Origin of the sequence: Rugamonas sp. DEMB1, assembly GCF_029834475.1 — a bacterium.
In the GTDB taxonomy this organism is placed as follows: Bacteria; Pseudomonadota; Gammaproteobacteria; order Burkholderiales; family Burkholderiaceae_D; genus Rugamonas; species Rugamonas rubra.
Map to the genome: position 1 here is coordinate 1,619,214 of NZ_CP122407.1, position 26,859 is coordinate 1,646,072.

At 65.8% G+C, this 26,859-nt stretch carries 23 protein-coding genes, 1 tRNA gene and 2 pseudogenes; 20 read left to right on the top strand and 6 right to left on the bottom strand.

Going from position 1 to position 26,859, the window contains the following annotated elements; all coding sequences use genetic code 11:
* The first annotated feature begins 58 nt into the window (after nucleotides 1-58).
* The 15 genes and pseudogenes from rlmN (at nucleotide 59) to QC826_RS07450 (ending at nucleotide 16,121) form a co-directional block, all read left to right on the top strand.
* The gene (rlmN, locus tag QC826_RS07380; protein WP_279765020.1) at nucleotides 59-1,243 is read left to right on the top strand and encodes a 23S rRNA (adenine(2503)-C(2))-methyltransferase RlmN; all 1,185 of its coding nucleotides are present in this window, start codon (nucleotides 59-61) and stop codon (nucleotides 1,241-1,243) included.
* Nucleotides 1,243-2,070 carry a type IV pilus biogenesis/stability protein PilW gene (gene pilW / locus QC826_RS07385; RefSeq protein ID WP_279765021.1) on the top strand — a complete coding sequence of 276 codons (828 nt, stop codon included), beginning with the start codon at nucleotides 1,243-1,245 and terminating at the stop codon, nucleotides 2,068-2,070. Before rlmN ends, pilW begins: the two co-directional genes overlap by 1 nt.
* 13 nt (nucleotides 2,071-2,083) lie before the next feature.
* Nucleotides 2,084-2,938, top strand: a complete 855-nt coding sequence (locus QC826_RS07390) for a helix-turn-helix domain-containing protein (protein ID WP_313872844.1) — start codon at nucleotides 2,084-2,086, stop codon at nucleotides 2,936-2,938.
* Nucleotides 2,939-3,074: 136 nt separating this feature from the next.
* A complete protein-coding gene (gene ispG, locus QC826_RS07395) occupies nucleotides 3,075-4,343 on the top strand; it encodes a flavodoxin-dependent (E)-4-hydroxy-3-methylbut-2-enyl-diphosphate synthase (RefSeq protein WP_279765022.1) in 1,269 nt (422 codons plus the stop codon).
* 20 nt (nucleotides 4,344-4,363) lie between these two features.
* Nucleotides 4,364-5,724: pseudogene (hisS, locus tag QC826_RS07400) on the top strand (histidine--tRNA ligase).
* 57 nt (nucleotides 5,725-5,781) lie between these two features.
* Nucleotides 5,782-6,435, top strand: coding sequence for a YfgM family protein (locus QC826_RS07405; protein WP_279765023.1), 654 nt, complete (start codon nucleotides 5,782-5,784; stop codon nucleotides 6,433-6,435).
* A gap of 26 nt (nucleotides 6,436-6,461) precedes the next feature.
* Complete coding sequence (gene bamB, locus QC826_RS07410) at nucleotides 6,462-7,607, top strand: outer membrane protein assembly factor BamB (protein WP_279765024.1); 1,146 nt, start codon at nucleotides 6,462-6,464, stop codon at nucleotides 7,605-7,607.
* A 6-nt stretch (nucleotides 7,608-7,613) separates the two neighbouring features.
* Nucleotides 7,614-8,957: a ribosome biogenesis GTPase Der gene (gene der / locus QC826_RS07415; protein ID WP_093389473.1), complete on the top strand. Its 1,344-nt coding sequence runs from the start codon at nucleotides 7,614-7,616 to the stop codon at nucleotides 8,955-8,957.
* Nucleotides 8,958-9,119: 162 nt separating this feature from the next.
* Nucleotides 9,120-9,356, top strand: coding sequence for an RNA chaperone Hfq (hfq, locus tag QC826_RS07420; RefSeq protein ID WP_008450615.1), 237 nt, complete (start codon nucleotides 9,120-9,122; stop codon nucleotides 9,354-9,356).
* 51 nt (nucleotides 9,357-9,407) lie between these two features.
* Complete coding sequence (hflX, locus tag QC826_RS07425) at nucleotides 9,408-10,682, top strand: GTPase HflX (RefSeq protein ID WP_279765025.1); 1,275 nt, start codon at nucleotides 9,408-9,410, stop codon at nucleotides 10,680-10,682.
* Nucleotide 10,683: 1 nt separating this feature from the next.
* Nucleotides 10,684-11,965 (top strand): annotated as a pseudogene (gene hflK, locus QC826_RS07430) (FtsH protease activity modulator HflK).
* The gene (gene hflC / locus QC826_RS07435) at nucleotides 11,965-12,861 is read left to right on the top strand and encodes a protease modulator HflC (RefSeq protein WP_093389476.1); all 897 of its coding nucleotides are present in this window, start codon (nucleotides 11,965-11,967) and stop codon (nucleotides 12,859-12,861) included. Before hflK ends, hflC begins: the two are co-directional and overlap by 1 nt.
* 211 nt (nucleotides 12,862-13,072) lie before the next feature.
* Nucleotides 13,073-14,233, top strand: coding sequence for an ATP phosphoribosyltransferase regulatory subunit (locus tag QC826_RS07440; RefSeq protein WP_093389477.1), 1,161 nt, complete (start codon nucleotides 13,073-13,075; stop codon nucleotides 14,231-14,233).
* A gap of 4 nt (nucleotides 14,234-14,237) precedes the next feature.
* On the top strand, nucleotides 14,238-15,551 hold the full coding sequence (locus tag QC826_RS07445; protein WP_093389478.1) for an adenylosuccinate synthase: 1,314 nt from the start codon (nucleotides 14,238-14,240) through the stop codon (nucleotides 15,549-15,551).
* 24 nt (nucleotides 15,552-15,575) lie between these two features.
* The gene (locus QC826_RS07450; RefSeq protein WP_093389479.1) at nucleotides 15,576-16,121 is read left to right on the top strand and encodes a phosphoribosyltransferase; all 546 of its coding nucleotides are present in this window, start codon (nucleotides 15,576-15,578) and stop codon (nucleotides 16,119-16,121) included.
* A 213-nt stretch (nucleotides 16,122-16,334) separates the two neighbouring features.
* Here QC826_RS07450 and QC826_RS07455 read toward each other — a convergent pair whose 3' ends face one another.
* The gene (locus tag QC826_RS07455; protein ID WP_279765027.1) at nucleotides 16,335-16,658 is read right to left on the bottom strand and encodes a hypothetical protein; all 324 of its coding nucleotides are present in this window, start codon (nucleotides 16,656-16,658) and stop codon (nucleotides 16,335-16,337) included.
* A gap of 239 nt (nucleotides 16,659-16,897) precedes the next feature.
* Between QC826_RS07455 and QC826_RS07460 the strand changes: the two genes are divergently transcribed.
* Entirely contained in the window at nucleotides 16,898-18,988 is a 2,091-nt protein-coding gene (locus QC826_RS07460) for a TonB-dependent receptor plug domain-containing protein (RefSeq protein WP_279765028.1), read from the top strand.
* A gap of 78 nt (nucleotides 18,989-19,066) precedes the next feature.
* Here the strand turns inward: QC826_RS07460 and QC826_RS07465 are convergent, their stop codons facing one another.
* Together QC826_RS07465 and QC826_RS07470 are read right to left on the bottom strand one after the other, a co-directional pair.
* On the bottom strand, nucleotides 19,067-19,639 hold the full coding sequence (locus QC826_RS07465) for a hypothetical protein (RefSeq protein WP_279765029.1): 573 nt from the start codon (nucleotides 19,637-19,639) through the stop codon (nucleotides 19,067-19,069).
* Nucleotides 19,640-19,864, bottom strand: a complete 225-nt coding sequence (locus QC826_RS07470) for a hypothetical protein (RefSeq protein WP_279765030.1) — start codon at nucleotides 19,862-19,864, stop codon at nucleotides 19,640-19,642. It lies immediately after the preceding gene.
* 236 nt (nucleotides 19,865-20,100) lie between these two features.
* On the opposite strand from QC826_RS07470, the gene QC826_RS07475 reads away from it, so the two are divergent.
* Complete coding sequence (locus QC826_RS07475; protein ID WP_279765031.1) at nucleotides 20,101-20,697, top strand: MarC family protein; 597 nt, start codon at nucleotides 20,101-20,103, stop codon at nucleotides 20,695-20,697.
* Nucleotides 20,698-20,727: 30 nt separating this feature from the next.
* On the opposite strand, the gene uvrB is transcribed toward QC826_RS07475, so the two are convergent.
* Nucleotides 20,728-22,815 carry an excinuclease ABC subunit UvrB gene (uvrB, locus tag QC826_RS07480; protein ID WP_279765032.1) on the bottom strand — a complete coding sequence of 696 codons (2,088 nt, stop codon included), beginning with the start codon at nucleotides 22,813-22,815 and terminating at the stop codon, nucleotides 20,728-20,730.
* Nucleotides 22,816-22,937: 122 nt separating this feature from the next.
* Between uvrB and QC826_RS07485 the strand changes: the two genes are divergently transcribed.
* Complete coding sequence (locus tag QC826_RS07485) at nucleotides 22,938-24,152, top strand: aromatic amino acid transaminase (protein WP_279765033.1); 1,215 nt, start codon at nucleotides 22,938-22,940, stop codon at nucleotides 24,150-24,152.
* Nucleotides 24,153-24,271: 119 nt separating this feature from the next.
* A tRNA-Asn gene (locus QC826_RS07490) sits at nucleotides 24,272-24,347 on the top strand.
* 68 nt (nucleotides 24,348-24,415) lie between these two features.
* Here the strand turns inward: QC826_RS07490 and QC826_RS07495 are convergent.
* Both QC826_RS07495 and QC826_RS07500 read right to left on the bottom strand, forming a co-directional pair.
* Nucleotides 24,416-24,934 carry an N-acetyltransferase gene (locus QC826_RS07495; protein WP_279765034.1) on the bottom strand — a complete coding sequence of 173 codons (519 nt, stop codon included), beginning with the start codon at nucleotides 24,932-24,934 and terminating at the stop codon, nucleotides 24,416-24,418.
* Complete coding sequence (locus QC826_RS07500; RefSeq protein ID WP_279765035.1) at nucleotides 24,935-25,231, bottom strand: DUF1778 domain-containing protein; 297 nt, start codon at nucleotides 25,229-25,231, stop codon at nucleotides 24,935-24,937.
* 233 nt (nucleotides 25,232-25,464) lie between these two features.
* Between QC826_RS07500 and QC826_RS07505 the strand changes: the two genes are divergently transcribed.
* Nucleotides 25,465-26,835 (top strand): HD-GYP domain-containing protein, encoded by a 1,371-nt coding sequence (locus QC826_RS07505; RefSeq protein ID WP_279765036.1) that lies wholly within the window; start codon nucleotides 25,465-25,467, stop codon nucleotides 26,833-26,835.
* Nucleotides 26,836-26,859 lie beyond the last annotated feature (24 nt).

The following is a 26,859-nucleotide window of genomic DNA, read 5'->3' on the forward strand; positions in this document are numbered from 1 at the left end:
CCGTTCCCGCCGCGCTGCGCGCGGGAACGAGTTTTTTTTGAATTGAATTGAGCCTGCAATGAGCACGACCACGAACGCCACCCTGACCAACTTGCTGGATCTCGATCCCGCGCAGCTCATCGCCTATTGCGCCGAGTTGGGAGAGAAGCCGTTCCGCGCCAAGCAATTGCAGCGCTGGATACACCAATTTGGCGCCGCCGACTTCGACGCCATGACCGACCTGGCCAAGTCGCTGCGCGACAAGCTGGCCACCCGCGCCGAAGTGCGCGCGCCGGCCGTCATCAGCGACCACACCTCGACCGACGGCACGCGCAAGTGGCTGGTCGACGTGGGCAACGGCAACGCCGTCGAAACCGTGTTCATTCCGGAAGACAACCGCGGCACGCTGTGCATCTCGACCCAGGCCGGCTGCGCCGTCAACTGCCGCTTCTGCTCGACCGGCAAGCAGGGCTTCAACCGCAACCTGAGCGTGTCCGAGATCATCGGCCAGCTGTGGATGGCCGAGTTCGAGCTGCGCCGCACCAAGGGCATCGAGCCCGGCCCCAAGGGCGAACGACAAATCACCAACGTGGTCATGATGGGCATGGGCGAGCCGCTGCTGAACTTCGAGCCGACCGTCACCGCCCTCAAGCTGATGCTCGACGACAACGCCTACGGCCTGTCGCGCCGCCGCGTCACCCTGTCGACCTCGGGCGTGGTGCCGATGATGGACAGGCTGTCGCAGGAGGTGCCGGTGGCGCTGGCCGTGTCGCTGCACGCCTCGAACGACCCGCTGCGCGACGGCCTGGTGCCGCTCAACAAGAAGTACCCGCTCAAGGAGCTGGTGGCCGCCTGCAAACGCTACCTGGAGTTCGCCCCGCGCGACTTCATCACCTTCGAATACTGCATGCTCGACGGCGTCAACGACTCCGACGAGCACGCCCGCGAGCTGGTCGCCCTGGTGCAGGACCGCCAGCACGGCGTCAACTGCAAGTTCAACCTGATCCCCTTCAACCCCTTCCCGGAGTCGGGCCTGCTGCGCTCGAAGAATCCGCGCATCAAGGCCTTCGCCCAGGTGCTGATGGACGCCGGCATCGTCACCACCATCCGCAAGACGCGCGGCGACGACATCGACGCCGCCTGCGGCCAGCTGGCCGGCGAGGTGCAGGACCGCACCAGGGTAGTGGAGCGCATGGAGAAAATGGCCGAGTACCAGCAAAAGTTCGGCGCCGACTTCGGCAAGATCGTGGAAATCCGCTCCTGATGACGGTCCTGGCGCACCGCTGCCGCCTCTGCCTGGCCGTGCTCGGCCTGGCCGGGTTGCTGGCCGGCTGCGCCGCGCCCGGCGCGGGGGAGGCGCGCGGCCAGAGCGGCAAGGCCGAGCTGACCACCGCCTCGGACCAGACCTCGGCCCAGCGCCGTGCGGAAATCCGCATGCAGCTGGCGGTGGGTTACTATGAGCAGGGCCAGTACACGGTGGCGCTCGACGAGGTCAAGCTGGCCCTGGCGGCCGACCCCGGCTACGCCGACGGCTACGGCATGCGCGGCCTGATCTACATGGCCATGGGCGAGACCGGCCTGGCCGGGGACAATTTCACGCGCGCCCTCAAGCTGGCGCCGGACAATCCCGAGCTGGCCAATAATTACGGCTCCTTCCTGTGCCAAAACGGCCGGGTGGACGAGGCGATGCGGTATTTCGACGCGGCCCTGAAGAACCGCGCCTACGCCTCGCCGGCCAAGGCCCTGAACAATGCCGGCTCCTGCGCGCTGAAGCGCAAGGACTACGCCGGCGCCGAACAATATCTGCTGCAGGCGTTGCAGTTGACGCCGGACCTGGCGGCGACCAACGCCAACCTGGCGCGCGTGTACTATGTGCGGCGCGACTACCAGCGGGCCGGGTTTTTCATTTCCCGGCTGGGCAAGACAGCAAAGATGGAGAGCATGACGGCCGATGTGCTGTGGCTCGCGATTAAGGTGCAGCATCAGCTCGGCGATGCGGGCGCGGAAGCTGGTTGGGCGACGCAGTTGCGCCGCCACCACGCCGGCTCGGCCGAGTATGCTGCTTATCAACGTGGGGCGTTTGATGAGTGAAACAGGGATACCAATGAATTCAGAGTGGGCAGAACAGCCAAAGGACCAGGGCAGCAGCCTGGCCACGCCCGGAGCACAACTGGCGGCCCAGCGCGAAGCGATGGGCTGGTCGGTCGAGCAGATCGCCGACCAATTGAAACTGGCGCCGCGCCAGGTGGTCGCCCTTGAGGCGGGCGACTTCGCCGCGCTGCCCAACATGGCGGTGGTGCGCGGTTTCGTGCGCGCCTACGCCAAGGTGGTCAAGCTCGACGCCACGCCGCTGGTGGCGATGATCGAGGTCGGCACGCCGCCCAGCGCCGAGGCCGCCCCGGTCCGCCGCGAGATCGCCGCCACCTTCACCGAGTCGCGCTTCCCCTCGCTGACCGAGCGCTCCAGCAAGCCGGCCGGCTGGCTGGTCGGCGCCGTCGCCGTGGCCGTGGTGGCCGCCGCCGGCGCCTACGCCTACCACGCCGGGCTGGTTTCGCCGGCGATGTTCAGCCGCGCCGACAAGGACGCCAGCGCCTCGGCGCAGGCCGACAAGCCGGCCGACAAGCCGGCCGAGATCGCCCCGCTGGAGACCACGCTGGTCAAGCCGGGCCAGGAGACGGCGCCCTTGCAGTCGACCTCGGTGCCGCTGATTTCCGTCGCGCCGCCGGGCGGCACCGCCGCCACGCCGGCATCGGCGCCGACACCGGCGCCTGTGCCGGCGCCGGCCGCCGCGCCGGTCGCCGCCACCCCGGCGCCGGCCGCCGCCGGCAGCACGCTGGTGCTGAAGGTCAACCAGGACTCGTGGATCGAAATCCGCCGTCCCGGCGCCGCCGCGCTGATTTCGCGCCTGGTCAAGGCCGGCAACACCGAAACCTTCGAGATCAAGAACCGGCGCTGCTGATCGTCGGCAAACCGACCGGCGTCGAGGCGACGCTGGGCGGCACGCCGCTGGCGCTGCCGCCGGTGGCCGGCGGCACCATCTCGCGCGTCAACATCAAATAAGCAACCGTTAGCCAAACAGCCAAACAGCCAAGATTATGTCTTCTACGCAAACAGCCATCCCCTCAGGACCGTCCCCGCGCAGCGCCCGCCGCCGCGTGCTGGTGGCCCACGGCAGCCGCCAGATCTGGGTGGGCGGCGACGCGCCCGTGGTGGTGCAGTCGATGACCAACACCGACACCGCCGACGCCGTCGGCACGGCGATCCAGATCAAGGAGCTGGCCCGCGCCGGCTCCGAGCTGGTGCGCCTGACGGTGGACCGGCCAGAGGCGGCCGCCGCCGTGCCCTACATCCGCGAACAGCTCGACAAGATGGGCGTCGACGTGCCCCTGGTCGGCGACTTCCACTACAACGGCCACACCCTGCTCAACGACTATCCCGACTGCGCCCGCGCGCTGTCGAAGTACCGCATCAACCCGGGCAACGTCGGCAAGGGCGCCAAACGGGACAGCCAGTTCGCCCAAATGATCGAAGTGGCCGCGCGCCACGACAAGCCGGTGCGCATCGGCGTCAACTGGGGCAGCCTGGACCAGGCGCTGCTGGCCCGCATCATGGACGAGAACGCCGGCCGCGCCGAGCCGTGGAGCGCCCAGGCCGTCATGTACGAGGCGCTGATCACCTCGGCCATCGAGAACGCCGTGCGCGCCGAGGAGCTGGGCCTGGGCCGCGACAAGATCATCCTGTCGTGCAAGGTTTCCGGCGTACAAGACCTGATCGCCGTCTACCGCGAGCTGGCGCGCCGCTGCGACTACCCGCTGCACCTGGGCCTGACCGAGGCCGGCATGGGCAGCAAGGGCATCGTCGCCTCGACGGCGGCGCTGTCGGTGCTGCTGCAGGAGGGCATCGGCGACACCATCCGCATCTCGCTCACGCCCGAGCCGGGCGGCGACCGCTGCAAGGAGGTGGTGGTCGGCCAGGAGATCCTGCAAACCATGGGCCTGCGCAAGTTCACCCCGATGGTGATCGCCTGCCCGGGTTGCGGCCGCACCACCTCGACCACCTTCCAGGAGCTGGCCGACAACATCCAGACCTATCTGCGCGAGCAGATGCCGGAGTGGAAGAAGAGCTATCCGGGCGTCGAGGCGATGAACGTGGCCGTGATGGGCTGCATCGTCAACGGCCCCGGCGAATCGAAGCACGCCAACATCGGCATCAGCCTGCCCGGCACCGGCGAGTCGCCGGCCGCGCCGGTGTTCGTCGACGGCCAGAAGTTCGCCACCCTGCGCGGCGAGCGCATCGTCGAGGAGTTCCAGGCCATCGTGCTGGACTACGTGCAAAGCAACTACGGCAAGACCGTCACCGCATAAAAAGAATAGAAGAGAAGAACATGTCCGAAATTAAAAAAGAAAAAGCCGAGAAGATCGTCGCCGTCAAAGGCATGAACGACGTCCTGCCGGCCGACGCCCACCTGTGGGAGCTGTTCCAGAACACCGCCCAGTCGGTGGTGCAGAGCTACGGCTTCCAGCAGATCCGCACGCCCATCGTCGAGAACACCGCGCTGTTCGCCCGCGCCATCGGCGCCGTCACCGACATCGTCGAGAAGGAAATGTACTCCTTCACCGACTCGATGAACGGCGACCAGCTGACCCTGCGTCCCGAGGGCACCGCCGGCGTGGTCCGCGCCGTGCTCGAGCACAACCTGGTCTACGAAGCCCCAAGCGCCTGTGGTACACCGGCCCGATGTTCCGCCACGAGAAGCCGCAGCGCGGCCGCTACCGCCAGTTCTTCCAGTTCGGCTGCGAGGCCGTCGGCTTCAACGGCCCGGACATCGACGCCGAAATGATCATGCTGTGCCGCCGCCTGTGGGACGACCTGGGCCTGGAAAACATCCGCCTCGAGCTGAACTCGATCGGCGACGCCGGGGAGCGCGCGCGCCACCGCGTCGACCTGATCGCCTACCTGGAGTCGCACGAGACCCTGCTCGACGCCGAAGCCAAGCGCCGCCTGCACACCAACCCGCTGCGCATCCTCGACACCAAGAACCCGACCATGCAGGAAATGGTCAACGGCGCGCCCAAGCTGCTCGACTACCTGGGCGAGGAGTCGCTGGCCCACTTCAACGGCGTGCGCAAGATCCTCGACCACAACAACATTCCGTATGTGATCAACCCGCGCCTGGTGCGCGGCATCGACTACTACAACCGCACCGTGTTCGAGTGGGTCACCGACGAGCTGGGCGCCCAGGGCACCGTGTGCGCCGGCGGCCGCTACGATCCGCTGATACAGATGTTCGGCGGCAAGCCGACGCCCGCCGTCGGCTTCGCCATGGGCATCGAGCGCCTGATCGAGCTGATGAAGGCGGCCGGCGAGCCGGACCAGCCGAACCAGTGCGACGTCTACCTGGTGCACCAGGGCGAGCAAGCCCAGCTGCAAGCCTTCGTGCTGGGCGAGCGCATCCGCGACGCCGGCCTCGACGTGGTCATGCACGCCTCGACCGCCAACGGTCCCGGCAGCTTCAAGACGCAGATGAAGAAGGCCGACGGCAGCGGCGCCGCCTTCGCCGTCATCCTCGGCGAGGACGAGGTCGCCAGCCATTCGGCCAGCGTCAAGGCGATGCGCGCCGCCGAGGGCGAGCAGCAGCAATCGACCGTGCCCTTCGACGACGTGGTCGACTTCCTGGTCGACCAGATCACCGGCGGCGACGAGCACCACCACTACCATGTGCACGACGAGAACTGCAAGCACTAGGCAGTCGCGTAGTTCCCTAGCAAGTACGATCCACTAACCTTTACCTGACCAATACTCATGGCATACGATCTCGAAGAACAAGAACAACTGGCGACCCTCAAAGCGTGGTGGAACCAGTATGGCAACCTGACTTCCTGGGTGCTGATCGCGGGCATGGCCGCCTACTCGGGCTGGACCGGCTGGAACTACTACCAGGGCAAGCAGGCGGCCCAGGCCTCGGCGCTGTACGACGAGGTGCAGCACGCCATGCAGGGCAAGGACAACGCCAAGGTGCAGCGCGCCGCCGGCGACATGCAGAGCCGCTTCGCCGGCACCGCCTACGCGCCGATGAGCGCGCTGACGGCCGCCAAGAGCGCCTTCGAGGCGGGCGACATGAAGGCCGCCAAGGCCCAGCTGCAATGGGCCGCCGAGCACGGCGAGGAAGAAATCAAGGCGCTCGCCAAGCTGCGCCTGGCCGGCGTGCTGCTCGACGAGAAGGCCTACGACGAGGCGCTCAAGGTGCTGGCCGGCGACACGACGGCGCAGTTCGCCGGCGCCGTGGCCGACCGCAAGGGCGACATCCTGGTGGCGCAGAACAAGCTGGTCGAGGCGCGCGCCGCCTACCAGGCCGCGCTGGCCGCGATCGACAAGAAGAACCCGGGCCGCCGCCTGATCGAGTTGAAGTTCGAAGCCATCGGCGGCACCGTGCCGGCCGACAAGGCCGCCGCGTAATCGAAGTCCAGAACAAGGTTAAACTTATGCGTATTACCGGAATAGTTGTTGGTGCAGGCCTGCTGGCGTTGACGGCCGGTTGCAGTTCGCTCAATCCGTTCGCCACCAAGGATCCGAAGACCCAACCGGCGCCGCTGGTCGAGCTGAAGTCCAGCATCGCCGTGCGCACGGCGTGGAAATACTCGGTCGGCAAGGCCGGCGTGGCGGTGTTCTCGCCGGCGCTGGCCGGCGACAGCCTGTTCGTCGCCGGCGCCGACGGCGCCATCGCCCGCCTCGACGCGGCCAGCGGCAAGGAGCAATGGCGCGTCAAGGCCGGTTCCGACCTGACCGCCGGTGTCGGCAGCGACGGCAACGTGGTCGCCGTGGGCGGCGCCAAGGGCGCCATCCTGGCCTTCGACGGCAGCGGCAAACCCTTGTGGAAGGCGCAGGCCTCGAGCGAGGTGCTGTCGGCGCCGGTGGTGGGCGGCGGCGTGGTGGTCGTGCGCAGCGTCGACAACCGCATCACCGCCTTCGAAGCCAAGACCGGCGCGCGGCGCTGGACGGTGCAGCGCACCACGCCGGCCCTGACCCTGCGCAACGCGCCGGGCATGGTGGTCGACGGCGCCAACGTCTACGTCGCCCAGCCGGGCGGCAAGCTGCTGGCGCTGACCCTGGCGGCCGGCGTGCCGCGCTTTGAAGTCGTGGTCGGCGAGCCGCGCGGCGCCACCGAGCTGGAACGCGTCACCGACATCGCCGGCATGCCGGTGGTGTTTGAAAAAGACGTCTGCGTGGTCTCCTACCAGGGCCGGGTCGGTTGCTTCGACTCGACCACCGGGGTGGCGCGCTGGACCAAGGACACCTCGTCCGACACCGGCGTGGCCGTCGACCAGCGCTTCGTCTTCGTCGCCGACGACAAGGGCGCCGTCTCCGCCTACAGCCGCGAAGGCGGGCAGAGCGCATGGAAAAACGACAAGCTGGCCCTGCGCCGCTTGTCTACCCCGCTGTCGTACGGTCGCGCAGTCGCGCTCGGCGACTACCAGGGTTACATCCACTTCCTGTCACGGGAAGATGGAGCTTTAATAGGTCGCGTCAGCACCGACGGCAGCCCGATTCAATCGGTACCCGTCATCGCCGGCACGAATTTGATTTTTCAAACCCAATCAGGGACAGTGACCGCTCTCGCGGTCGAGTAATTCTAAATGAAGCCGGTAATCGCACTAGTGGGTCGACCCAATGTTGGGAAATCGACCTTATTCAATCGTCTGACCCGCTCGCGCGACGCGCTGGTGGCGGACTTGCCTGGGTTGACGCGTGATCGTCACTATGGCGAGGGCCGTGTCGGCGAACGTCCCTTCCTCGTCATCGACACGGGCGGCTTCGAGCCGGTCGCCAAGGAAGGCATCATGTTCCAGATGGCGCTGCAGACCAAGCAGGCCGTCGCCGAAGCCGACGTCGTCATCTTCCTGGTCGACGGCCGCCAAGGCCTGACGCCGCACGACAAGACCATCACCGACTTCCTGCGCAAGAGCGGCCGTCCGGTGCTGTTGGTGGTCAACAAGTCGGAGGGCATGCGCTACACCGCCGTGGTGTCCGAGTTCTACGAGCTCGGCCTGGGCGACCCCTACGCCATCTCGTCGGCGCACGGCGACGGTGTCGTCGACCTGGTTGACGAGGCGCTCAACCTGGCCTTCGCCCAGCGTCCGGACGAGCCGGAGGAGTTGGAGAAGGTCGACCGCGGCATCAAGATCGCCCTGGTCGGCCGGCCCAACGTCGGCAAGTCGACCCTGATCAACACCCTGCTCGGCGAGGAGCGCGTGATCGCCTTCGACATGCCGGGCACCACCCGCGACTCGATCGAGATCCCCTTCGAACGCGAGGGCAAGCAGTACACGCTGATCGACACGGCCGGTATCCGCCGCCGCGGCAAGGTGTTCGAGGCGATCGAGAAGTTCTCGGTGGTCAAAACGCTGCAATCGATCTCCGAGGCCAACGTGGTCGTGCTGCTGCTCGACGCGCAACAGGACATCTCCGAGCAGGACGCCCACATCGCCGGCTTCGTGCTCGAGACCGGCCGCGCGCTGGTGGTGGCCGTCAACAAGTGGGACGGCCTGCGCTCGGACGAGCGCGACGAGATCAAGATCGACATCGACCGCAAGCTCGATTTCCTCTCCTTCGCCAAGACGCACTTCATCTCGGCGCTGAAGTCGCAGGGCATCGGTCCGCTGATGAAGTCGCTCGACGCGGCCTACGCGGCGGCCATGGCCGACCTGTCGACGCCGAAGCTGACGCGCGCCCTGATCGAGGCGGTGGAGAAGCAGGAGCCGCGCCGCAAGGGTTCGATCCGACCCAAGCTGCGCTACGCCCACCAGGGCGGCATGAACCCGCCCGTCATCGTCATCCACGGCAACGCCCTGGACGCCGTCGGCGAGCCCTATAAGCGCTACCTGGAGAAGCACTTCCGCGACACCTTCGCGCTGGTCGGCACGCCGCTGCGCATCGAATTGCGCACGGGTAAGAATCCATTCAACAAAACGCAGAAATAGTATGATTTATGCAGGTGCGCCCTGCAAAGAAGGCGAAAACAGGTTACAGTAGCCTCAAAGCATCACTCTCCCGGCGGGAGAGTGGTGTTTCTGCACTAGGAAGCACTTGAAATCGAGCGAATCGCCTCCAATTCCTACACAACAACATAAAACGGAGCTGTTATGAGCAACAAAGGGCAACTGTTACAAGACCCATTCCTCAATGCCTTGCGCAAAGAGCATGTTCCTGTCTCGATCTACCTGGTCAACGGCATCAAGCTGCAGGGCCATATCGAATCCTTCGACCAATACGTCGTTTTGCTGCGCAACACCGTCACCCAGATGGTCTACAAGCACGCCATTTCGACCGTGGTGCCGGCCCGCGCCGTCAACCTCAACATCGAATCCGAAGCGGAATAAGCGATTGCGCCATCCGCACCACCGCCTCCCAGCCTCCCGTCTGAACGCCCCATGCGCGCAGCTTTAGTCGGCGTCGACTTCGGCCAGGGCGATTTCGCCGCCAGCGTCGAGGAACTGCAGTTGCTGGCCCGTTCGGCCGGGGCCGATCCGGTCACGACCATCACGGCCAAGCGCTCCAGTCCCGACGCGGCCTATTTCGTCGGCAGCGGCAAGGCCGACGAGATCGGCCTGTCCGTGCTCGACCACGGCGTCGAGATCGTCATCTTCAACCACGCCCTGTCGCCGGCCCAGCAGCGCAATTTGGAAAAGCGCCTGAACATCCGCGTGCTCGACCGCACCAGCCTGATCCTCGACATCTTCGCGCAGCGCGCCAAGAGCCACGAGGGCAAGCTGCAGGTCGAGCTGGCCCAGCTGCAACACTTGGCCACCCGGCTGATCCGCGGCTGGACCCACCTGGAGCGGCAAAAGGGCGGTATCGGCCTGCGCGGCCCGGGCGAGACCCAGCTCGAGACCGACCGCCGGCTGATCGGCGAGCGCGTCAAGGCGCTGCGCGCCCGTCTCGACAAGCTGCGCAAGCAGCACGAGACGCAGCGCCGCGCCCGTGGCCGCAGCCAGACCTTCTCGGTCTCGCTGGTCGGCTACACCAACGCCGGCAAGTCGACCCTGTTCAACGCGGTGACCAAGGCCGGCGTGTACGTCGCCGACCAGTTGTTCGCCACGCTCGACACCACCTCGCGCCGGGTCTACATGGGCCAGGACGTCGGCAACGTGGTGATCTCGGACACGGTCGGTTTCGTGCGCGAACTGCCGCACCAGCTGGTGGCGGCCTTCCGCGCCACGCTGGAGGAGACCATCCACGCCGACCTGCTGCTGCACGTGGTCGACGCCTCGTCGCCCTCGCGCATGGAGCAGATCGAACAGGTCAACCTGGTGCTCAAGGAGATCGGCGCCGACCACATTCCGCAGATTCTCGTGTGGAACAAGATCGACGCCGCCGGCCTCGAGCCGCTGGTCGAGCGCAACGAGGAGGGCGGCCTGTCGCGCGTCTTCATCAGCGCCCACACCGGCGCCGGCCTGGACCTGCTGCGCGACGCCATCGTCGAATCGGCCAAGAAGGCGCCCGGCGCCCAGCACTTGTACACCGAGGGCGAGGGCGCCGACCTGCAGCGCGAGTGGCAGGACTGGCAGGACCAGCAGGACCAGCAAGACCGGGAACGGCAGGATTTGCAGGACCAGGATTTGACGGACGAGCGCGACCCGGACCAGGCTGACGAAGCTGGCGGGCCGGATAGTATTCCAACCATCACTCATGTCGGATCACATTAGCATGCTTGTCTCCTCTCTCATGAAAAGAATCGGCTTGAAGCTGTCGCTGAACGACCCGCGCTGGGGTTCAGGTAACAAGGACGGCAACAAGCAAGCCCAAGAAGGCAAAAAGCCAGGCGAGGGACCCTCCCGACCTGGATCAGCTGTGGCGCGATTTCAACCAACGCCTGAACGGCCTGTTCGGCCAGAAGAACCGTCCGGACACCCCCGGCGGCGGTGGCGGCGGCCGTCCCGACATGAAGGGCGCCGGCATCACCGCCGGCGCCGTCGGCGCGGTGGCCGCGCTGATCTGGCTGGCCAGCGGCTCGTTCATCGTGCAGGAAGGCCAGACCGGGGTGGTGTTCACCTTCGGCAAGGTCAGCCACACCACGCCGGCCGGCTTCAACTGGCGCTGGCCGTATCCCTTCCAGCACGACGAGACGGTCAACGTCTCGCAGGTGCGCACGGTCGAGGTCGGCTATCGCTCGAACATCAAGAACAAGCAGGCGCGCGAATCGCTGATGCTGACCGACGACGAGAACATCATCGACATCCAGTTCGCCGTCCAGTTCAAGCTGAAGGACCCGGTGTCCTGGCTGATCAACAACCGCGACGCCGAGGAAACCGTGCGCCAAGTCGCCGAGACCTCGATCCGCGAGATCGTCGGCAAGAGCAAGATGGACTTCGTGCTCTACGAGGGCCGCGAAAAGGTCGCCTTCGAGACGCAGCAGCTGATGCAGCAGATCCTCGACCGCTACGCCTCCGGCGCGCAGATCACCAACGTCACCATGCAGGGCGTGCAACCGCCCGAGCAGGTGCAGACCGCCTTCGACGACGCCGTCAAGGCCGGCCAGGACCGCGAACGGCAGAAGAACGAGGGCCAGGCCTACGCCAACGACGTGATTCCAAAAGCGCGCGGCGCCGCCTTCCGCCTGGTGCAGGAGGCCGAAGCCTACCGTTCCATGGTCACCGAGAACGCCGTCGGCAACGCCAACCGCTTCAAGCAGGTGCTGGCCGAGTACCAGAAGGCGCCGGCCGTGACGCGCGACCGCATGTACCTGGAGACGATGCAGCAGATCTTCTCCAGCGCCAGCAAGGTGATGGTCGACGCCAAGTCGGGCAGCAACCTGCTGTACCTGCCGCTGGACAAATTGATCGCCCAGGCCGCCGCCAGCGACGCCGCCAAGGCCGCCGTGCCGTCGTCGACCAGCGTGCTGCCGGCCGACCTGATGCCGACGGTCGAGATGTCGCGCCCGCGCGACGGTCGTGCGCGCGAATCCTCACGTGATCGGGAGAGCCGTTAATGAATCGTATAGTTACCACCCTGATCGCCGGCTTCATCGCCCTGATGTTGCTGTCCTCGACCGTGTTCGTGGTCGACCAGCGCCGCTACGCCATCGTCTTCGCCCTGGGCGAGGTCAAAGAGGTGATCAGCCAGCCGGGCCTGCACTTCAAGCTGCCGCCGCCGTTCCAGAACGTGCTGTATCTCGACAAGCGCATCATGACCATCGAGTCGCCCGAGGCGGACCGCTTCATCACCGCCGAGAAGATGAACATCCTGGTCGACGCCTTCGTCAAGTGGCATATCGTCGAGCCCAAGCTGTACTTCGTCAGCTTCGGCGGCGACGAGAGCCGGGCGCGCGACCGCATGTCGCAGATCGTCAAGGCGGCGCTGAACGACGAGATCACCAAGCGCACCGTGCGCGAAGTGATCTCCGGCCAGCGCGGCAAGGTGATGGAGGCGATCCGCACCAAGGTCGTGCTGGAGTCCAAGCAGATCGGCGTCGAGATCATCGACGTGCGCCTCAAGCGGGTCGACTACGTCGAGCAGATCAACGCCTCGGTGTACGACCGCATGAAGGCCGAGCGCGTGCGCGTGGCCAACGAGCTGCGCTCGACCGGTTCGGCCGACTCCGAGAAGATCCGCGCCGACGCCGACAAGCAGCGCACCGTGATCCTGGCCGAGGCCTACCGCGACGCCGAGAACATCCGCGGCGAGGGCGACGCCAAGGCCTCGCAGACCTACGCCGAGGCGTTCGGCAAGAACCCCGAGTTCTACAAGTTCTACCGTAGTCTGGAAGCCTACCGCGCGACGTTCAAGAACCATGGCGACGTGATGGTGATGGACTCGAGCTCGGACTTCTTCAAGTACTTCAAAGGTTCTGGCGCCGCCGGCGGCGCCGCCGCGGCCAAAAAGTAAGCCCCTGGAGGCCGGGGGCGGCCGGCGCGGTTTTCCACCAGAAAACCGCCGCCGCCGCCCCCGGCCTTCGGCTTTTTGCCGGCTCCCCGCGCGAATTTATCCATTCGCCTTCCGATTTCGCGTAAAATATCAGGTTCGGCCTTCCGCTTGACGGTCGCGGCCACGCGCCTCACGGTTCATTTTTTAATCCTTTTCCGTATCCAGTTTCCCCATGCCGAATTGGCTTCTGCCCGAGAATATCGCCGACGTTTTGCCGTCGGAAGCACGCAAGATCGAAGAACTGCGTCGCCTGATGCTGGATAATTTCCGTCTATACGGATATGAACTAGTGATGCCGCCGCTGCTCGAGTACCTGGAGTCGCTGTTGACCGGCGCCGGCCAGGACACCGATCTGCGCACCTTTAAACTGGTCGACCAGATTTCCGGTCGCATGCTCGGCCTGCGCGCCGACATGACCACCCAGGTGGCGCGCATCGACGCCCACCTGCTCAACCGCGACTCCGTCACCCGCCTGTGCTACGCCGGCAGCGTGCTGCACACCCGTCCGTCGGGCCTGCACGCCACCCGCGAGCCGCTGCAGATCGGCGCCGAGATCTACGGCCACGCCGGCCTCGAGGCCGACGCCGAGATCCAGGAGTTGGCCCTGGCCTCGCTGGCCCTGGCCGGCTTCGCCGAGGTGCGCCTCGACCTGTCGCACGTCGGCGTGCTGCGCGCCATCATCGGCGCCGACCCGGCCGCCGCCAAGGACGAGGCGGCGCTGTACCTGCTGCTGCGCGCCAAGGATGTGCCCGGCCTCGACCAGCTGACCGCGCACTACGCCGCGCCGGTGCGCGCCGCGCTGCTGGCCCTGCCCAACCTGTACGGCGACGTCGAGGTGCTGGCCCGCGCCCGCGCCGAGCTGCCCGACCTGCCCGGCATCGCCAAGGCGCTGGCCGAGCTGGCCGCGCTGGCGGCCTCGGCCATCGGCCGCGCCGAGGTGGCGATCGACCTGGCCGACCTGCGCGGCTACCAATACGAGAGCGGCGCGATGTTCGCGCTGTACGTGCCCGGCCTGCCCAACGCGGTGGCGCGCGGCGGCCGCTACGACCACGTCGGCGAAGCCTTCGGCCGGGCCCGTCCCGCCACCGGCTTCTCGCTCGACCTGCGCGAACTGGCGCGCCTGCTGCCGACCGCCGAGCGCAAGCACTCGATCCGCGCACCGTGGGGCAACGCGCCCGAATTGAAGGAAAAAATCGCCGAGCTGCGCAAGTCCGGCGAAGTGGTGATCCAGTCTCTGCCGGGTCACAGCAACGAGCAGGATGAGTTCGAGTGCGACCGCGCGCTGGTGCTCGCCGACAATGGTAATAACTGGATTCTTAAAAACTTAGGTTAGTGTGATGTCAAAGAAAAATATGGCTAAGAACGTCGTCGTCATCGGTACCCAGTGGGGCGATGAAGGTAAGGGCAAGATCGTCGATTGGTTGACCGATCATGCACAGGGTGTGGTGCGCTTCCAGGGCGGCCACAATGCCGGCCACACGCTGGTCATCGGCGGCGTCAAGACCGCGCTGCAACTGATCCCGTCGGGCATCATGCGCCCGGGCGTGGCCTGCTACATCGGCAACGGTGTGGTGGTCTCGGTGCCGGACGTGCTGCGCGAGATCGACAAGCTGGAAGCGGTCGGCGTCGAAGTCGCCTCGCGCCTGAAGGTGTCGGAAGCCTCGCCGGTCATCCTGCCTTACCACAGCGCGCTCGACGCGGCCCGTGAAGCGGCCCGCGGCGCCGCCAAGATCGGCACCACCGGCAAGGGCATCGGCCCGGCCTACGAGGACAAAGTGGCGCGCCGCGCGATCCGCATCGCCGACCTGCTCAACGAGAAGCGTTTCGCCGAGAAACTGGCCGAGAACCTCGACTACCACAACTTCGTGCTGGAAAACTACCTGAAGGCACCGAAGGTCGACTACCAGAAAACCCTGGACGACGCGCTGGCCTATGTGCCGCGCCTGCGCCCGATGGTCACCGACGTGTCGAGCGCGCTGTACGCCGCCCACAAGGCCGGCGCCAACCTGCTGTTCGAAGGCGCCCAGGGCTCGCTGCTCGACGTCGACCACGGCACCTACCCGTTCGTCACCTCGTCGAACTGCGTGGCCGGCAACGCCGCCGCCGGTTCCGGCGTCGGCCCGAACATGCTGCACTACATCCTGGGCATCACCAAGGCCTACACCACCCGCGTCGGCTCCGGCCCGTTCCCGTCGGAACTGCCGACCGACGCCGGCGTCGGCCACCACCTGGCCCAGGTCGGCCACGAGTTCGGCACCGTGACGGGCCGCGCCCGCCGCTGCGGCTGGTTCGACGCCGCCCTGCTGCGCCGCTCGGTGCAGATCAACGGCGTCACCGGCATGTGCCTGACCAAGCTCGACGTGCTCGACGGCCTGGAAACGCTCAAGCTGTGCACCGGCTACACGGTCGACGGCAAGCATGTCGACATCTTCCCGGCCGGCGCCGAGGAAGCGGCGCGCTGCGTGCCGATCTACGAGGAAATGCCGGGTTGGACCGACAGCACCGTCGGCGCGAAATCGCTCGCCGCGCTGCCCGCCGCCGCCCGCGCCTACATCAAACGTATCGAAGAGTTGGTCGGCGTGCCGGTCGACATGGTATCGACCGGTCCAGATCGCGAGGAAACGATTGTCCTGCGCCACCCGTTCGAGTAATTCAGCAATAAAGGAAACATCAGCATGACGAACCCACAAACCAACGACAAGCATCTCTGGGTGTCCTGGGACGAGTACCACCGCCTGATCGAGCGCCTGGCGCTGAAGGTGCATGAATCGGGTTGGAAATTCGACCAGGTGTTGTGCCTGGCGCGCGGCGGCGTGCGTCCGGGCGACGTGTTCTCGCGCATCTTCGACGTGCCGCTGGCGATCCTGTCGACCAGCTCCTACCGCGAAGAAGCCGGCACCGTGCGCGGCGACCTCGACATCGCCAAATACATGACGATGACCAAGGGCCCGCTGCAAGGCAAGATCCTGCTGGTCGACGACCTGGCCGACTCGGGCGTGACCCTGGTCAAGGTGATGAAGCATTTGACCGACAACTTCGAAGGCGTCACCGAAGTGCGTTCGGCGGTGATCTGGACCAAGGGCAGCTCGGTGTTCAAGCCGGACTACCAGATGGAAGAACTGCCGCACAACCCGTGGATCCACCAGCCGTTCGAAGACTACGACGGCCTGCGTCCGCACCAGTTGGCGGCCTGGATCAAGAAGGGCGAGAGCGCCGCGTAAGCAGCCTCGAGCAACAAAAAAAGCGACCCTCGGGTCGCTTTTTTGTTGCGTGTGTGTGTGTGTGTGTGTGTGGGCTTCACGGATTGCCGGGATGCCGGCCTTACCCCGCAAGCAAAGGGGTCTGACCCCACCCGGGGTCAGACCCCGGCTTCGGCGTCCCGGGGGACGGGTAAACAAGGTTCGCGCGCGGAGCGCCGGCCCTCGGCCGCTGGCTCAGCCGGCGATGATGGTGTTGTCGGCGGCGCCGCTGGCATCGGCCGGCACTGTCACGGTGGCGCCGGGCGTGGTGTGCACCGTGTTCAGGTTGCCTTTGATGGTGATGACGGTGTTGTTGGTGCCGCGCACGACCGTGCCTGCCGGCACCATGACGCTCTGGCCGGCGTTGAGGATGACGCTCTTGCCCGCCGCCAGCACGGACGGCGCGCCCGGCGCGGTAGGCGCGGGCAGGCCTGCGGCCGGGCCGGCGTCGTAGCCGCCGCCGCAAGCGGTGAGGCCGGCGCAGGCGAGGGCGATCAGGAGTTGTGCGGATTTCGTCATGTGGCTTGTCTCTTGTTGTGAATTTTATAATATGGCAGGATAGGATGGGGCTGCTTCTTTGTCCATAGAGGAAAGCCTCGAAAGGGCCGGGCCGCCGTGGCGCGTTTGTTGTAAGTTTGGCTTGTATTGTCAATACGGCCACCTTGCGGCATACAATGGCTAGGCGCCAGCGGGAGATGGTCGGTGCCGCTTCACTCCGGGAGAAGAGCATGCAGGCTTTTGCGCCAACGACAGTGGCGATGATTCCGTCCTCAGGGCGGCCCTGCGCGCGCGCTTGCGCCGCTTGCCCGGCCGCCTGCGCCGCCTGGTTGTCGGTGGCGCTGCTGCTGCTGCTGCTGCTGCTGCTGCCGGCGGCGCCGGCCGGCGCCGGCGAGCACGGCGGGCGCGACCTGACCGCCTTGTCGCTGGAGGAACTGGGCGCGATCGACGTCAGCGCCGCCTCGCTGTTGGGCGCCGGCCTGCTCGACGCCGCCGCGTCGGTCAGCGCCGTGCTGCCGGAACAGTGGCAGCGGGCCGGCGCCCACCGCCTGCTCGACGCGCTGGAGGGCCAGCCCGGCGTGCTGGTGCTGCCGCACACCAGCGGCAACCAGGTGCTGGCGATACGCGGCTACGCCCGCAGCACCTCCTACACCGGCGTGGCCACCAGCTGGGACGGCGTGCCCTTGAACGACCTGTTCCGCTCGGCGCCGCAGTTCAACCTGCCCAACATCAACCTGGGGGCGCTCAGCCAAATCCAGCTGATCGCCGGCCCCGGCTCCGCCCTGTACGGCAGCGACGCCTTCCACGGCCTGGTGGCGCTGCGCGGCTACGAGGCCGAGGACGACCAGCGCAGCGTGCGCGGCACGGCCGGCGCCAACGGCTATTACGACAGCGCGCTACAGCTGAGCCAGGGCTTGGAGCAGGGCGGCCGCCTGAACCTGGCGCTGGCCGCCAACGGCCAGCCGGGACAGGACCGCGTGGCGCGCGCCGTCAACCCGCTCAGCGGCCGGCCGCTCGAGGTGCTGCGCGACAACCGCTACGGCGCGCAGACGCTGTCGCTGAAGTGGTTGTCGGAGCCGGAGCGGCCGATGTCCTGGTTCGCCAACCTGGCGCTGCACCACGACACGGCCGACGCCTTCCAGGGCCTGGGCACGCGCCTGTCCGGCGGAAACGACCTGGGTTGGCTGGACAGCCGCTTCGCCATGGGCCAGCTTGGCGTGCGGCGCCAGTTGGAACGCGGCGGCCGGCTGGAGCTGAAGGCCTACTACTGGCGCGTGCGCAACGACCTGGCCAGCCATCTGCAACTGGCCAGCGGACTGGTGCGGCGCGACCTGCGCACCGAGCAGTTCCGTGGCGGCTGGCAGGCCACCTACCGCGCCGAGCACCGGCCCTGGCGCACCGACTGGGCGCTGGCCTTGGGCGACGAGTGGTTGGGCGTGCGCAGCGCCCGCGCCGGCCTGGCCAGCCTGGCCGGCGCGCCGCTGGGCGAGGTGGTCAACCCGGCGGAGGGGGCGCGCCGCCGCGTCCACAGCGCCACGCTGGAGGTCAACACCCGCTGGGCGGAGCGGCGCTGGGGCCTGGTCTACGGCGGCCGGCTGGACGACTATTCGGACTTCGGCCGCCACGCCTCGCCGCGCCTGGGGCTGGTCTACCGGCCGCAGGAGGACAGCGCCATCAAGCTGCTGTACGGCCAGGCCTTCCGCGCGCCGTCGGCGGTGGAGATCGGCGGCGCGCAGGGCAGCGTGTTGGGTAACACGGGCTTGAAACCGGAGATTATCGACAGCCTCGAGCTGGTGGCCTTGCGCCAGCGCGCCGACTCGCTGGTCCAGCTGACCTTGTTCCGCACCTTGTGGCACGACGGCATCGCCAGCGTGTTGGTGCCGCCGAACAAGCTGTCGCAATACCTGAACGTCGAGCGCAACGACGCCTACGGCGCCAGCGCCAGCCTGCACTGGCAGGGCGGCGTCTGGCTGGTGGACGCGGCCGGTTCCTACGTGCGCAGCCGAAATTCGCGCAGCGGCGCGGCCTACAATCTGTTTCCGGTGACAATGTTCAGCATCGCCGTCGGCCGGGCGGTGTTCGATCCGTCCTGCCGGCTGTACCTGAGCCAGCGCTGGCAGTCGGCCACCGACGACGTGCCCGCCAGCGACGGCTTCCCGGCGCAGCGCTTGCGCCCCTATGCGCGCACCGACGTGACGCTGAACAAGCAGTTCTCGCCGCAACTGAGCGCCATGCTGCAACTGCGCAACCTGTTCGACCGCGACAACCGCCTGCCGTCGCCGCCCGCCTCGCTGGGCGGCATTCCCGACGAGCGCTTCGGTGTCAACCTGAGCGTGCAGTATCGGTTTTAATTGAGAAGGGGGCGTTCATACAGCCGTAAGCTTGATGCCCGCGGTCTACGGCGTTGCCCGGGTTCACGAGTATCGTCTTTAGTCGCCGGGCGGATGCTCAGGAGCGCTTGTCGGAGTACCTGCTGGAGCCGCCTCTTTCGCCGGGCGTGCTGCACTCGATTCCTTTTTAAGTAGCCCAGTTTGCTGTCCAAAGGTACTCAAGATTTGATCCAAGCCACGGAATCCAAACAACAATCCCGCGATCACCAAGATGGTCACAAAATTGACCGCCAGATTAGCGCTGACGTCTGCCGCCCATCCTTTCCAGTTCCGCTTGTCGTTTTGTTTTTCCTGAATGGACTGCAATTGCTGTCCGATTCTTGTCGAATCGAACTCCGTCTCCAAGGCTTGCTTTCTTGACTTGAGCGCCTCTTCAAGGAATGTGTTCAGCAGTATTTCGGCGCGTTGTTCATACATTGCGAGCATGCTTGGAGTGCTGGATGCTATATAAAACGCGTCTATGTCGGATTGACTTGGTGGCGCTCCCGTTGCCGATAAAATTCCATCCATTACTTCCATTTCGTGCTGCTTGTGCGTAGTGAAAGCGAGCGCAGCGAGCGCGTCGTCGGGATCGTGTACAAGAAGCTTGTACATTGTGGTGCTGGTGATCATTTACTGCTGCTCGCGGAGCTTCTTCATGGCCGCGATAAGTGCGTTGCGGATATCGCTCCTACTAAATTTCGCGTGTTTCGAATTGGCGAAAATATCGTCGACGGCGTCGGCGGCGTCCACGGCAGCAGTTGTCGTCGACCTTTGTGTTTTTTGCACGCGCATGCGTTCCATTGTTTTTTGGTTAATGTCCTTTAGTTCGCTTGCGCTGAAATTGGTAAAGTGCATGTTCAACTCCCATTGCATGGCAGGATGACTGTATTCTACTGCGTGCTTGCACATTGCACATTGCACGTGCCGAGACCTCCTGCGTTTGATCTCCGTCGGCCGACTCGGGTGCTGGTTTGTCGGGCGCGCCTGACGCCGCATCTACAGCAATTTTTGAGTGAAATTGCTGCTGTGTAGTAACATTGTGGATCTGTCGGAATCACTGCCGGCCAACGTTTCCGCCTCAGGCCACCACCATGACCCAGAATTTTTTCCAGACCTTCATCCTGTTGCTGCTGGTGACCGATCCCTTCGGCAACGTGCCGCTGTTCGCCAGCGCGCTCAACCCGGTGCCGCTGGCACGCCGGCCGCGCATTGTCATCCGCGAGTGCTTGATCGCCTTCGTGCTGTTGCTGGTCTTTATGTTTTTCGGCCGCCACTTCCTCACCGCCTTGCAACTGTCCGAGGTGTCGCTGCGCATCGGCGGCGCGGTGATCCTGTTGCTGATCGCGATACGCATGATCTTCCCGCATCCGGACGGCGTGCTCGGCAAGACCGAGGGCGGCGAGCCCTTCATTGTGCCGCTGGCCATCCCGGCCCTGGCCGGGCCGTCGGCGCTGGCCACGGTGTTGCTGTTCTCGCGCGAAAGCACCGGCGAGATCCTGGTCCACGTCGCCGCGTTGACCGCCGTGTTGATGGTATGGCTGGCCGTGTTCCTCGGCGCCGAGCGGCTGCAGAAGGTGCTCGGCCCGCAGGTGATGACGGCCTTCGAGCGGCTGATGGGCTTGATACTGACGGCGATGTCGGTCGAGATGCTGCTGGGCGGCATCCGCGAGTTCATCAAGTCCCTGTAACGCGCGCCGGGCCGCCCGCCCGGCGCGGCCTTAGGGCGCGGCGATGGCGGCCAGGTTGTCGGCGCCGGGCGCGCCGAACAGCTGCTGCTTGAGCACGTGCAACTGGTCGCGCACCTGCGCGGCCTTCTCGAACTCCAGGTTCTTGGCGTGGTCGAGCATGGCCTTCTCCAGGCGCTTGATCTCCTTGCTGATCTGCTTCTCGCTCATCGCCTCGTACTTGGCGGCCTCCTGCGCCACCTCGCGTTCCTCGCGCGCGTCCTGCGGGCTGTAGACGCCGTCGATCAGGTCGCGGATCACCTTGGTGACGCCGCGCGGCACGATGCCGTTGGCGGCGTTGAAGGCGATCTGCTTGTTGCGCCGCCGCTCGGTCTCGTCGATGGCGCGGCGCATCGAGTCGGTGATGCGGTCGCCGTACAGGATCGCCACGCCGTTCAGGTTGCGCGCGGCGCGGCCGATGGTTTGGATCAGCGAGCGCTCGGAGCGCAGGAAGCCCTCCTTGTCGGCGTCGAGGATGGCCACCAGCGACACCTCGGGCAGGTCGAGGCCCTCGCGCAGCAGGTTGATGCCGACCAGCACGTCGAAGGTGCCGATGCGCAGGTCGCGCAGGATCTCGACCCGCTCCACCGTCTCGATGTCGCTGTGCAGGTAGCGCACCTTGATGCCGTGGTCGCCCAGGTATTCGGTGAGCTGCTCGCTCATGCGCTTGGTCAGCGTGGTCACCAGCACCCGCTCGTTCTTGGCGATGCGGTCCTGGATCTCCGACATCAGGTCGTCGACCTGGCTGCTGGCCGGGCGCACGATGATCATCGGGTCGACCAGGCCGGTCGGCCGCACCACCTGCTCGACCACCTGGTCGGCGTGGGTGTTCTCGTAGTCGGCCGGGGTGGCCGAGACGAACACGGTCTGGCGCATCTTGGCCTGGAACTCCTCGAACTTGAGCGGCCGGTTGTCCAGCGCCGACGGCAGGCGGAAGCCGTAGTCGACCAGGTTGGTCTTGCGCGAGCGGTCGCCGTTGTACATCGCGCTGAGCTGGCCGATCAGCACGTGCGACTCGTCGAGGAACATCAGCGCGTCTGGCGGCAGATAGTCGATCAGGGTCGGCGGCGGCTCGCCCGGCAGCGCGCCGGACAGGTGGCGCGAGTAGTTCTCGATGCCCTTGGTGAAGCCGATCTCGGCCATCATCTCCAGGTCGAAGCGGGTGCGCTGCTCGATGCGCTGCTCCTCGATCAGCTTGGTTTCGCGGCGGAAGAACTCGAGCCGCTCGCGCAGCTCGTCCTTGATGGTTTCGATGGCGCGCAGCACCGTCGAGCGCGGCGTGACGTAGTGCGAGCCGGGGTAGACGGTGAAGCGGGCGATCTTTTGCTTGACGCGGCCGGTGAGCGGGTCGAACAGCTGGATCGATTCGAGCTCGTCGTCGAACATCTCCAGGCGCACGGCCAGCTCGGCGTGCTCGGCCGGGAAGATGTCGATGGTGTCGCCGCGCACGCGGAAGGTGCCGCGGCCGAAGTCGACCTCGTTGCGCGTGTATTGCATCTGGATCAGGCGGGCGATGATGTCGCGCTGGGCGACGCGGTCCTTGGCGCGCAAGGTCAGGATCATCTGGTGGTACTCTTTCGGATTGCCGATACCGTAGATGGCCGACACGGTGGCGACGATGATGACGTCGCGCCGCTCCATCAGCGACTTGGTGCAGGACAGGCGCATCTGCTCGATGTGCTCGTTGATCGACGAGTCCTTCTCGATGAACAGGTCGCGCTGCGGCACGTAGGCCTCGGGCTGGTAGTAGTCGTAGTAGCTGACGAAGTACTCGACCGCGTTCTCCGGGAAGAACTCGCGGAACTCGCTGTAGAGCTGGGCCGCCAAGGTCTTGTTCGGCGCGAAGACGATGGCCGGCCGGCCCATGCGGGCGATCACGTTGGCCATGGTGTAGGTCTTGCCGGAGCCGGTCACGCCGAGCAGGGTCTGGTAGGACAGGCCGTCGCCGATGCCCTCGCACAGCTGGGCGATCGCGGTCGGCTGGTCGCCGGCGGGCGGGAAGGGCTGGTGCAGCTTGAACGGGGAATTCTCGAATGTAACCACGTTGGACGCGCAGTTGTCTACTATAGGTAATTCTGCCATGTTCTCAGCCATATCCTCAGACCTTTGTTAAAATATTGGCCTGCCAACGGCCCTGGTGCGGTAACTCAGGGCTACTGCAGACAACCCGCCGCGAACCGCCTCCAATCGAATCGAATCTTATCATGACGAACCCTTCCGTTTCAGCCAGCCTGTTCAGCGCCATCGAGATGGCCCCCCGCGACCCTATCCTGGGCATCACCGAAGCCTTCAATGCGGACACCAATCCGGCCAAGATCAATCTTGGCGTCGGCGTCTATTATGACGACAACGGCAAAGTGCCGCTGCTGGCGTGCGTGCAAAAGGCGGAAGCGATTCTGATCGAACAGGCCGCGCCGCGCACCTATCTGCCGATCGAAGGCCTGGCGGCCTACGACAAGGCGGTGCAGGAACTGGTGTTCGGCGCCGACAGCGCCGTCATCCAGGAGCGCCGCGCCATCACGGTGCAGGCGATCGGCGGCACCGGCGCGCTGAAGATCGGCGCCGACTTCCTGCAGCGCTTCGCGCCGGGCGCCCAAGTCTACATCAGCGACCCGAGCTGGGAAAACCACCGCGCCCTGTTCGAGAGCGCCGGTTTCGTCGTCAACAACTACGCCTACTATGACGCCGCCACGCACGGCGTCAACTTCGCCGGCATGCTGGCCGACCTGAAGGCGATGCCGCGCGGCTCCATCGTGCTGCTGCACGCCTGCTGCCACAACCCGACCGGCGCCGACCTGAGCAGCGCCCAGTGGGACGAGGTGATCGCCGCCGTCAGCGCCGGCGGCCTGGTGCCCTTCCTCGACATGGCCTACCAGGGCTTTGGCGCCGGCATCGCCGAGGACGGCGCCGTGGTGCGCCGCTTCGCCGCCGCCGGCGGTCCGCTGCTGATCTCCAACTCGTTCTCGAAGTCGTTCTCGCTGTACGGCGAGCGCGTCGGCGCCCTGAGCGTGGTGGCCGCCAGCGCGGAGGAGGCCGGCCGTCTGCTGTCGCAGCTGAAGCGCGTGGTGCGCACCAACTACTCGAACCCGCCCGTGCACGGCGGCAAGGTCGTCGCCACCGTGCTGACCACGCCGGAACTGCGCCAGCTGTGGGAAGAGGAGCTGGCCGGCATGCGCGTGCGCATCAAGGAAATGCGCGACGCCTTCGTCAAGAAGCTGAAGGAAAAGGCCCCGGCGCACGACTTCGCCTTCGTGCGCGACCAGGTCGGCATGTTCTCCTACTCGGGTCTGAGCAAGGCCCAGGTGGAGCAGCTGCGCGCGCAGTCGATCTACGCGGTGGACACCGGCCGCATCTGCGTGGCGGCATTGAACTCGCGCAACATTGACATCGTCATTGACGCCATCGCCAAAGTCCTTTAAGATCTTGCTTCTTCGGGTTGATCGAAAGATTGATCCGGAAGGCAGCACGGAATACGAATCAGATTGCTTCATCAGAACCTTGATGGCGTGAAAGAAACAGTATAAAATGTTGCCTCTAATCCCTGATAGCTCAGTTGGTAGAGCGACGGACTGTTAATCCGCAGGCTCCTGGTTCGAGTCCAGGTCGGGGAGCCAGAATTTAAAAGGCCGCATCGAAAGATGCGGCCTTTTTTTGCTTTTGCGGCCATCCCGCGCAGCGGAGGCTAGCCGAAGAGCTGGGCAATTTGCCGCATGGGCAAGAATAGGCGGTGCGGTGTGCGCTGCAACGGCAAAAAGTTGAAGTGTCTGTAGAACCGTTCCGCATCGGGGTTTTTCGCGTCGACCACGACAGCCATCGCTGCGATTTCTTGGGCGCCTTCCAAGCTGCGGCGTAGCGCGTCGATCAATAGATACTCACCGACGCCTTTATTTGGGATGGTTTTGTCGCGCGCAAGGCGGCCGAGTAGTGTCACGGGCAAGTGCTGGTATCGAGGGAGCTTTTTCACTAGCTCCGCCGGCAGCTCTGCCAGGGGAGCGAGGGAAGATGAGAGCGTGTAATAGGCTCTTATGATGGAGGTGTCCGCTTCGACCAGAACGAAAGGTGTGGCCGCAAACTTATCGGCGTCCTGCCGCGCCTGCCGTTTTAGATAGCGATTGAGTTCTTCATTGCCGCAGTCGAAGGTGTCGCGGTCATGTCCTTTCTGAAGAGGGACAATGTAATCAGGGGCCAAGATGAGAGTCAATCATCGCCCCGTTTTTTCGCGATAGCCTTCGACCGCCTGGCGCAAGCGGGCACCGGGTTCCGGCGGGTCGAGCAATGCCGTCGCAAAGGCAATCTGCTCCTCCCTCGATAAACGGATGAGTTCGTGTTCTTGGATGAGTTTGACCGCCGCCTCATGCGTGCTATCAATCACGAACTCGCTTAGCGTCTGCCCGGCCAGCGCGGCGGCGCGCTGGAAGAGGGCTTTCTGCTCGCTTGGCACGCGCGCTTCCAGCCGCGCATTGCGGGTCTTTTCAGGTGCTTCAATCCCATCCGACATGGCTGCTACTCCTAAGCAAGCTTGTTTGAGTTCGCCGTGGGACGTACGGCGACTGTATCTACAAGTCTAGCTCAAAAATACGCACAAAACGGGTGTATTTCGCTGGAACGACGGACTTGCCAGTAAGTGTGGTTAAAGTTTCTACGTAGTAATAAATATTTCATTGAGGTAATTTCACCGCTATCATTCCGGAAGTCAAGTCGCGGCCCCGCGCCGTTCCCGGAAGGAAGCCCATGCCAGCTCTGCACGCCGCCCCCGTCAATCGCCACTACCTGGACAAGGTGATGGCGGTGGCCGAAATCATGGCGGTGGAGGTGATCGTCGACATCCTCGACGTGCGCGGCTTGAAGCTGGTGGCCAAGGGCGCCCAAGTCACCCGGGCGCTGCAAGAAAAGCTGATCCTGCACAAGCTGCGGCAGCCCTTTGAAAGCTGCGTGCGGGTGAGCGGCGGCGTCGACCAGAGGGCCATCGCCGGCATCGCCGGCCGCCTCGTCGAGACCAGTCCCTCGCTGGCCCACATCCTGCGCGCCAGCGGCAAGGGCGGCGCGGCGGTGCTGGCACAACTGGCCCGGCTGGAGTTCAGCGACGCCCTGCGGATGATGTTGACCGTGGCCGACCGCAACGGTGCCCACGCGCTGGAGCACGCCGTGCTGGTCAGCCTGCTGTCCGTCTGCATGGCGCAGAAGCTGGGCCTGGGCGAACAGGATCAAATGGTGGCCGGCCTGGCGGGCATGCTGCACGACATCGGCGAGCTGTACGTCGCGCCCGCCTTCCTGGCGCGCGGCAAGCGGCTGCTGCCGCACGAGTGGTCGCACATCGTCGTGCATCCGCGCATCGGGCAGATGTTGATCGACGAGCTGGGCGGCTATCCGGCGGCGGTCGGGCGGGCGGTGGCCGAGCACCACGAGCGCTTCGACGGCAGCGGCTATCCGCGGCAGATCGGCGGCGGCCAGATCAGCGCGCCGGGCCAGGCCGTTGCGGTGGCGGAGATGATCGCCGGCCTGCTGTTGACCGACCATCCGCTGGAGCGGGCCGAGCTGGCGTTGAAGATCATTCCCGGCGAATACTCGCACGAGCTGTTGTCGGCCATTTCGGGCGCGCTGCGCATGGCCGCCCCGGACGTGGCGGCCGATCCCGTCCGTGCGCAGGGCGGGGAGGGCGTGGAGCACCTGTTCTGGCGCATCGCCGCCATCCTCGACGTTGGCGAGGGCTTGATGGTGGGGGCGGCGGCGAAGTCGCCCGGCATGCTGGAGCTATTACATAAGACGATGGAGCGGGTGCGCACCATCCGCCGCGCCTTCATCAGCACCGGCCTGGACGTGTATGTGCGGCCGGAGTCGGACCTGGGCGCCGGCTCGGACCAGATGCTGCTGTTCGAGCGCGAGGTGGCGGGGCGGGAGATACAGTGGCGGCTGCGCGATATCGCCCGCGACCTGGCGCTGCAGACCTCGGCGCCGGACGAGCGGGTGCTGTTGGCGCCGCTGGTGCGCATGCTGGACGACGACCTGCCCGGCGCGGCGCGCTCCAAGTCGCTCGCGCCCGCGCCGGCGGCCTGGAGCGGTTCGGTTTTGGCCGGCGGCAGCATGCGGCATGGCGGCGCCTGAGGGCGACGCGCGCTGCCGCACGGC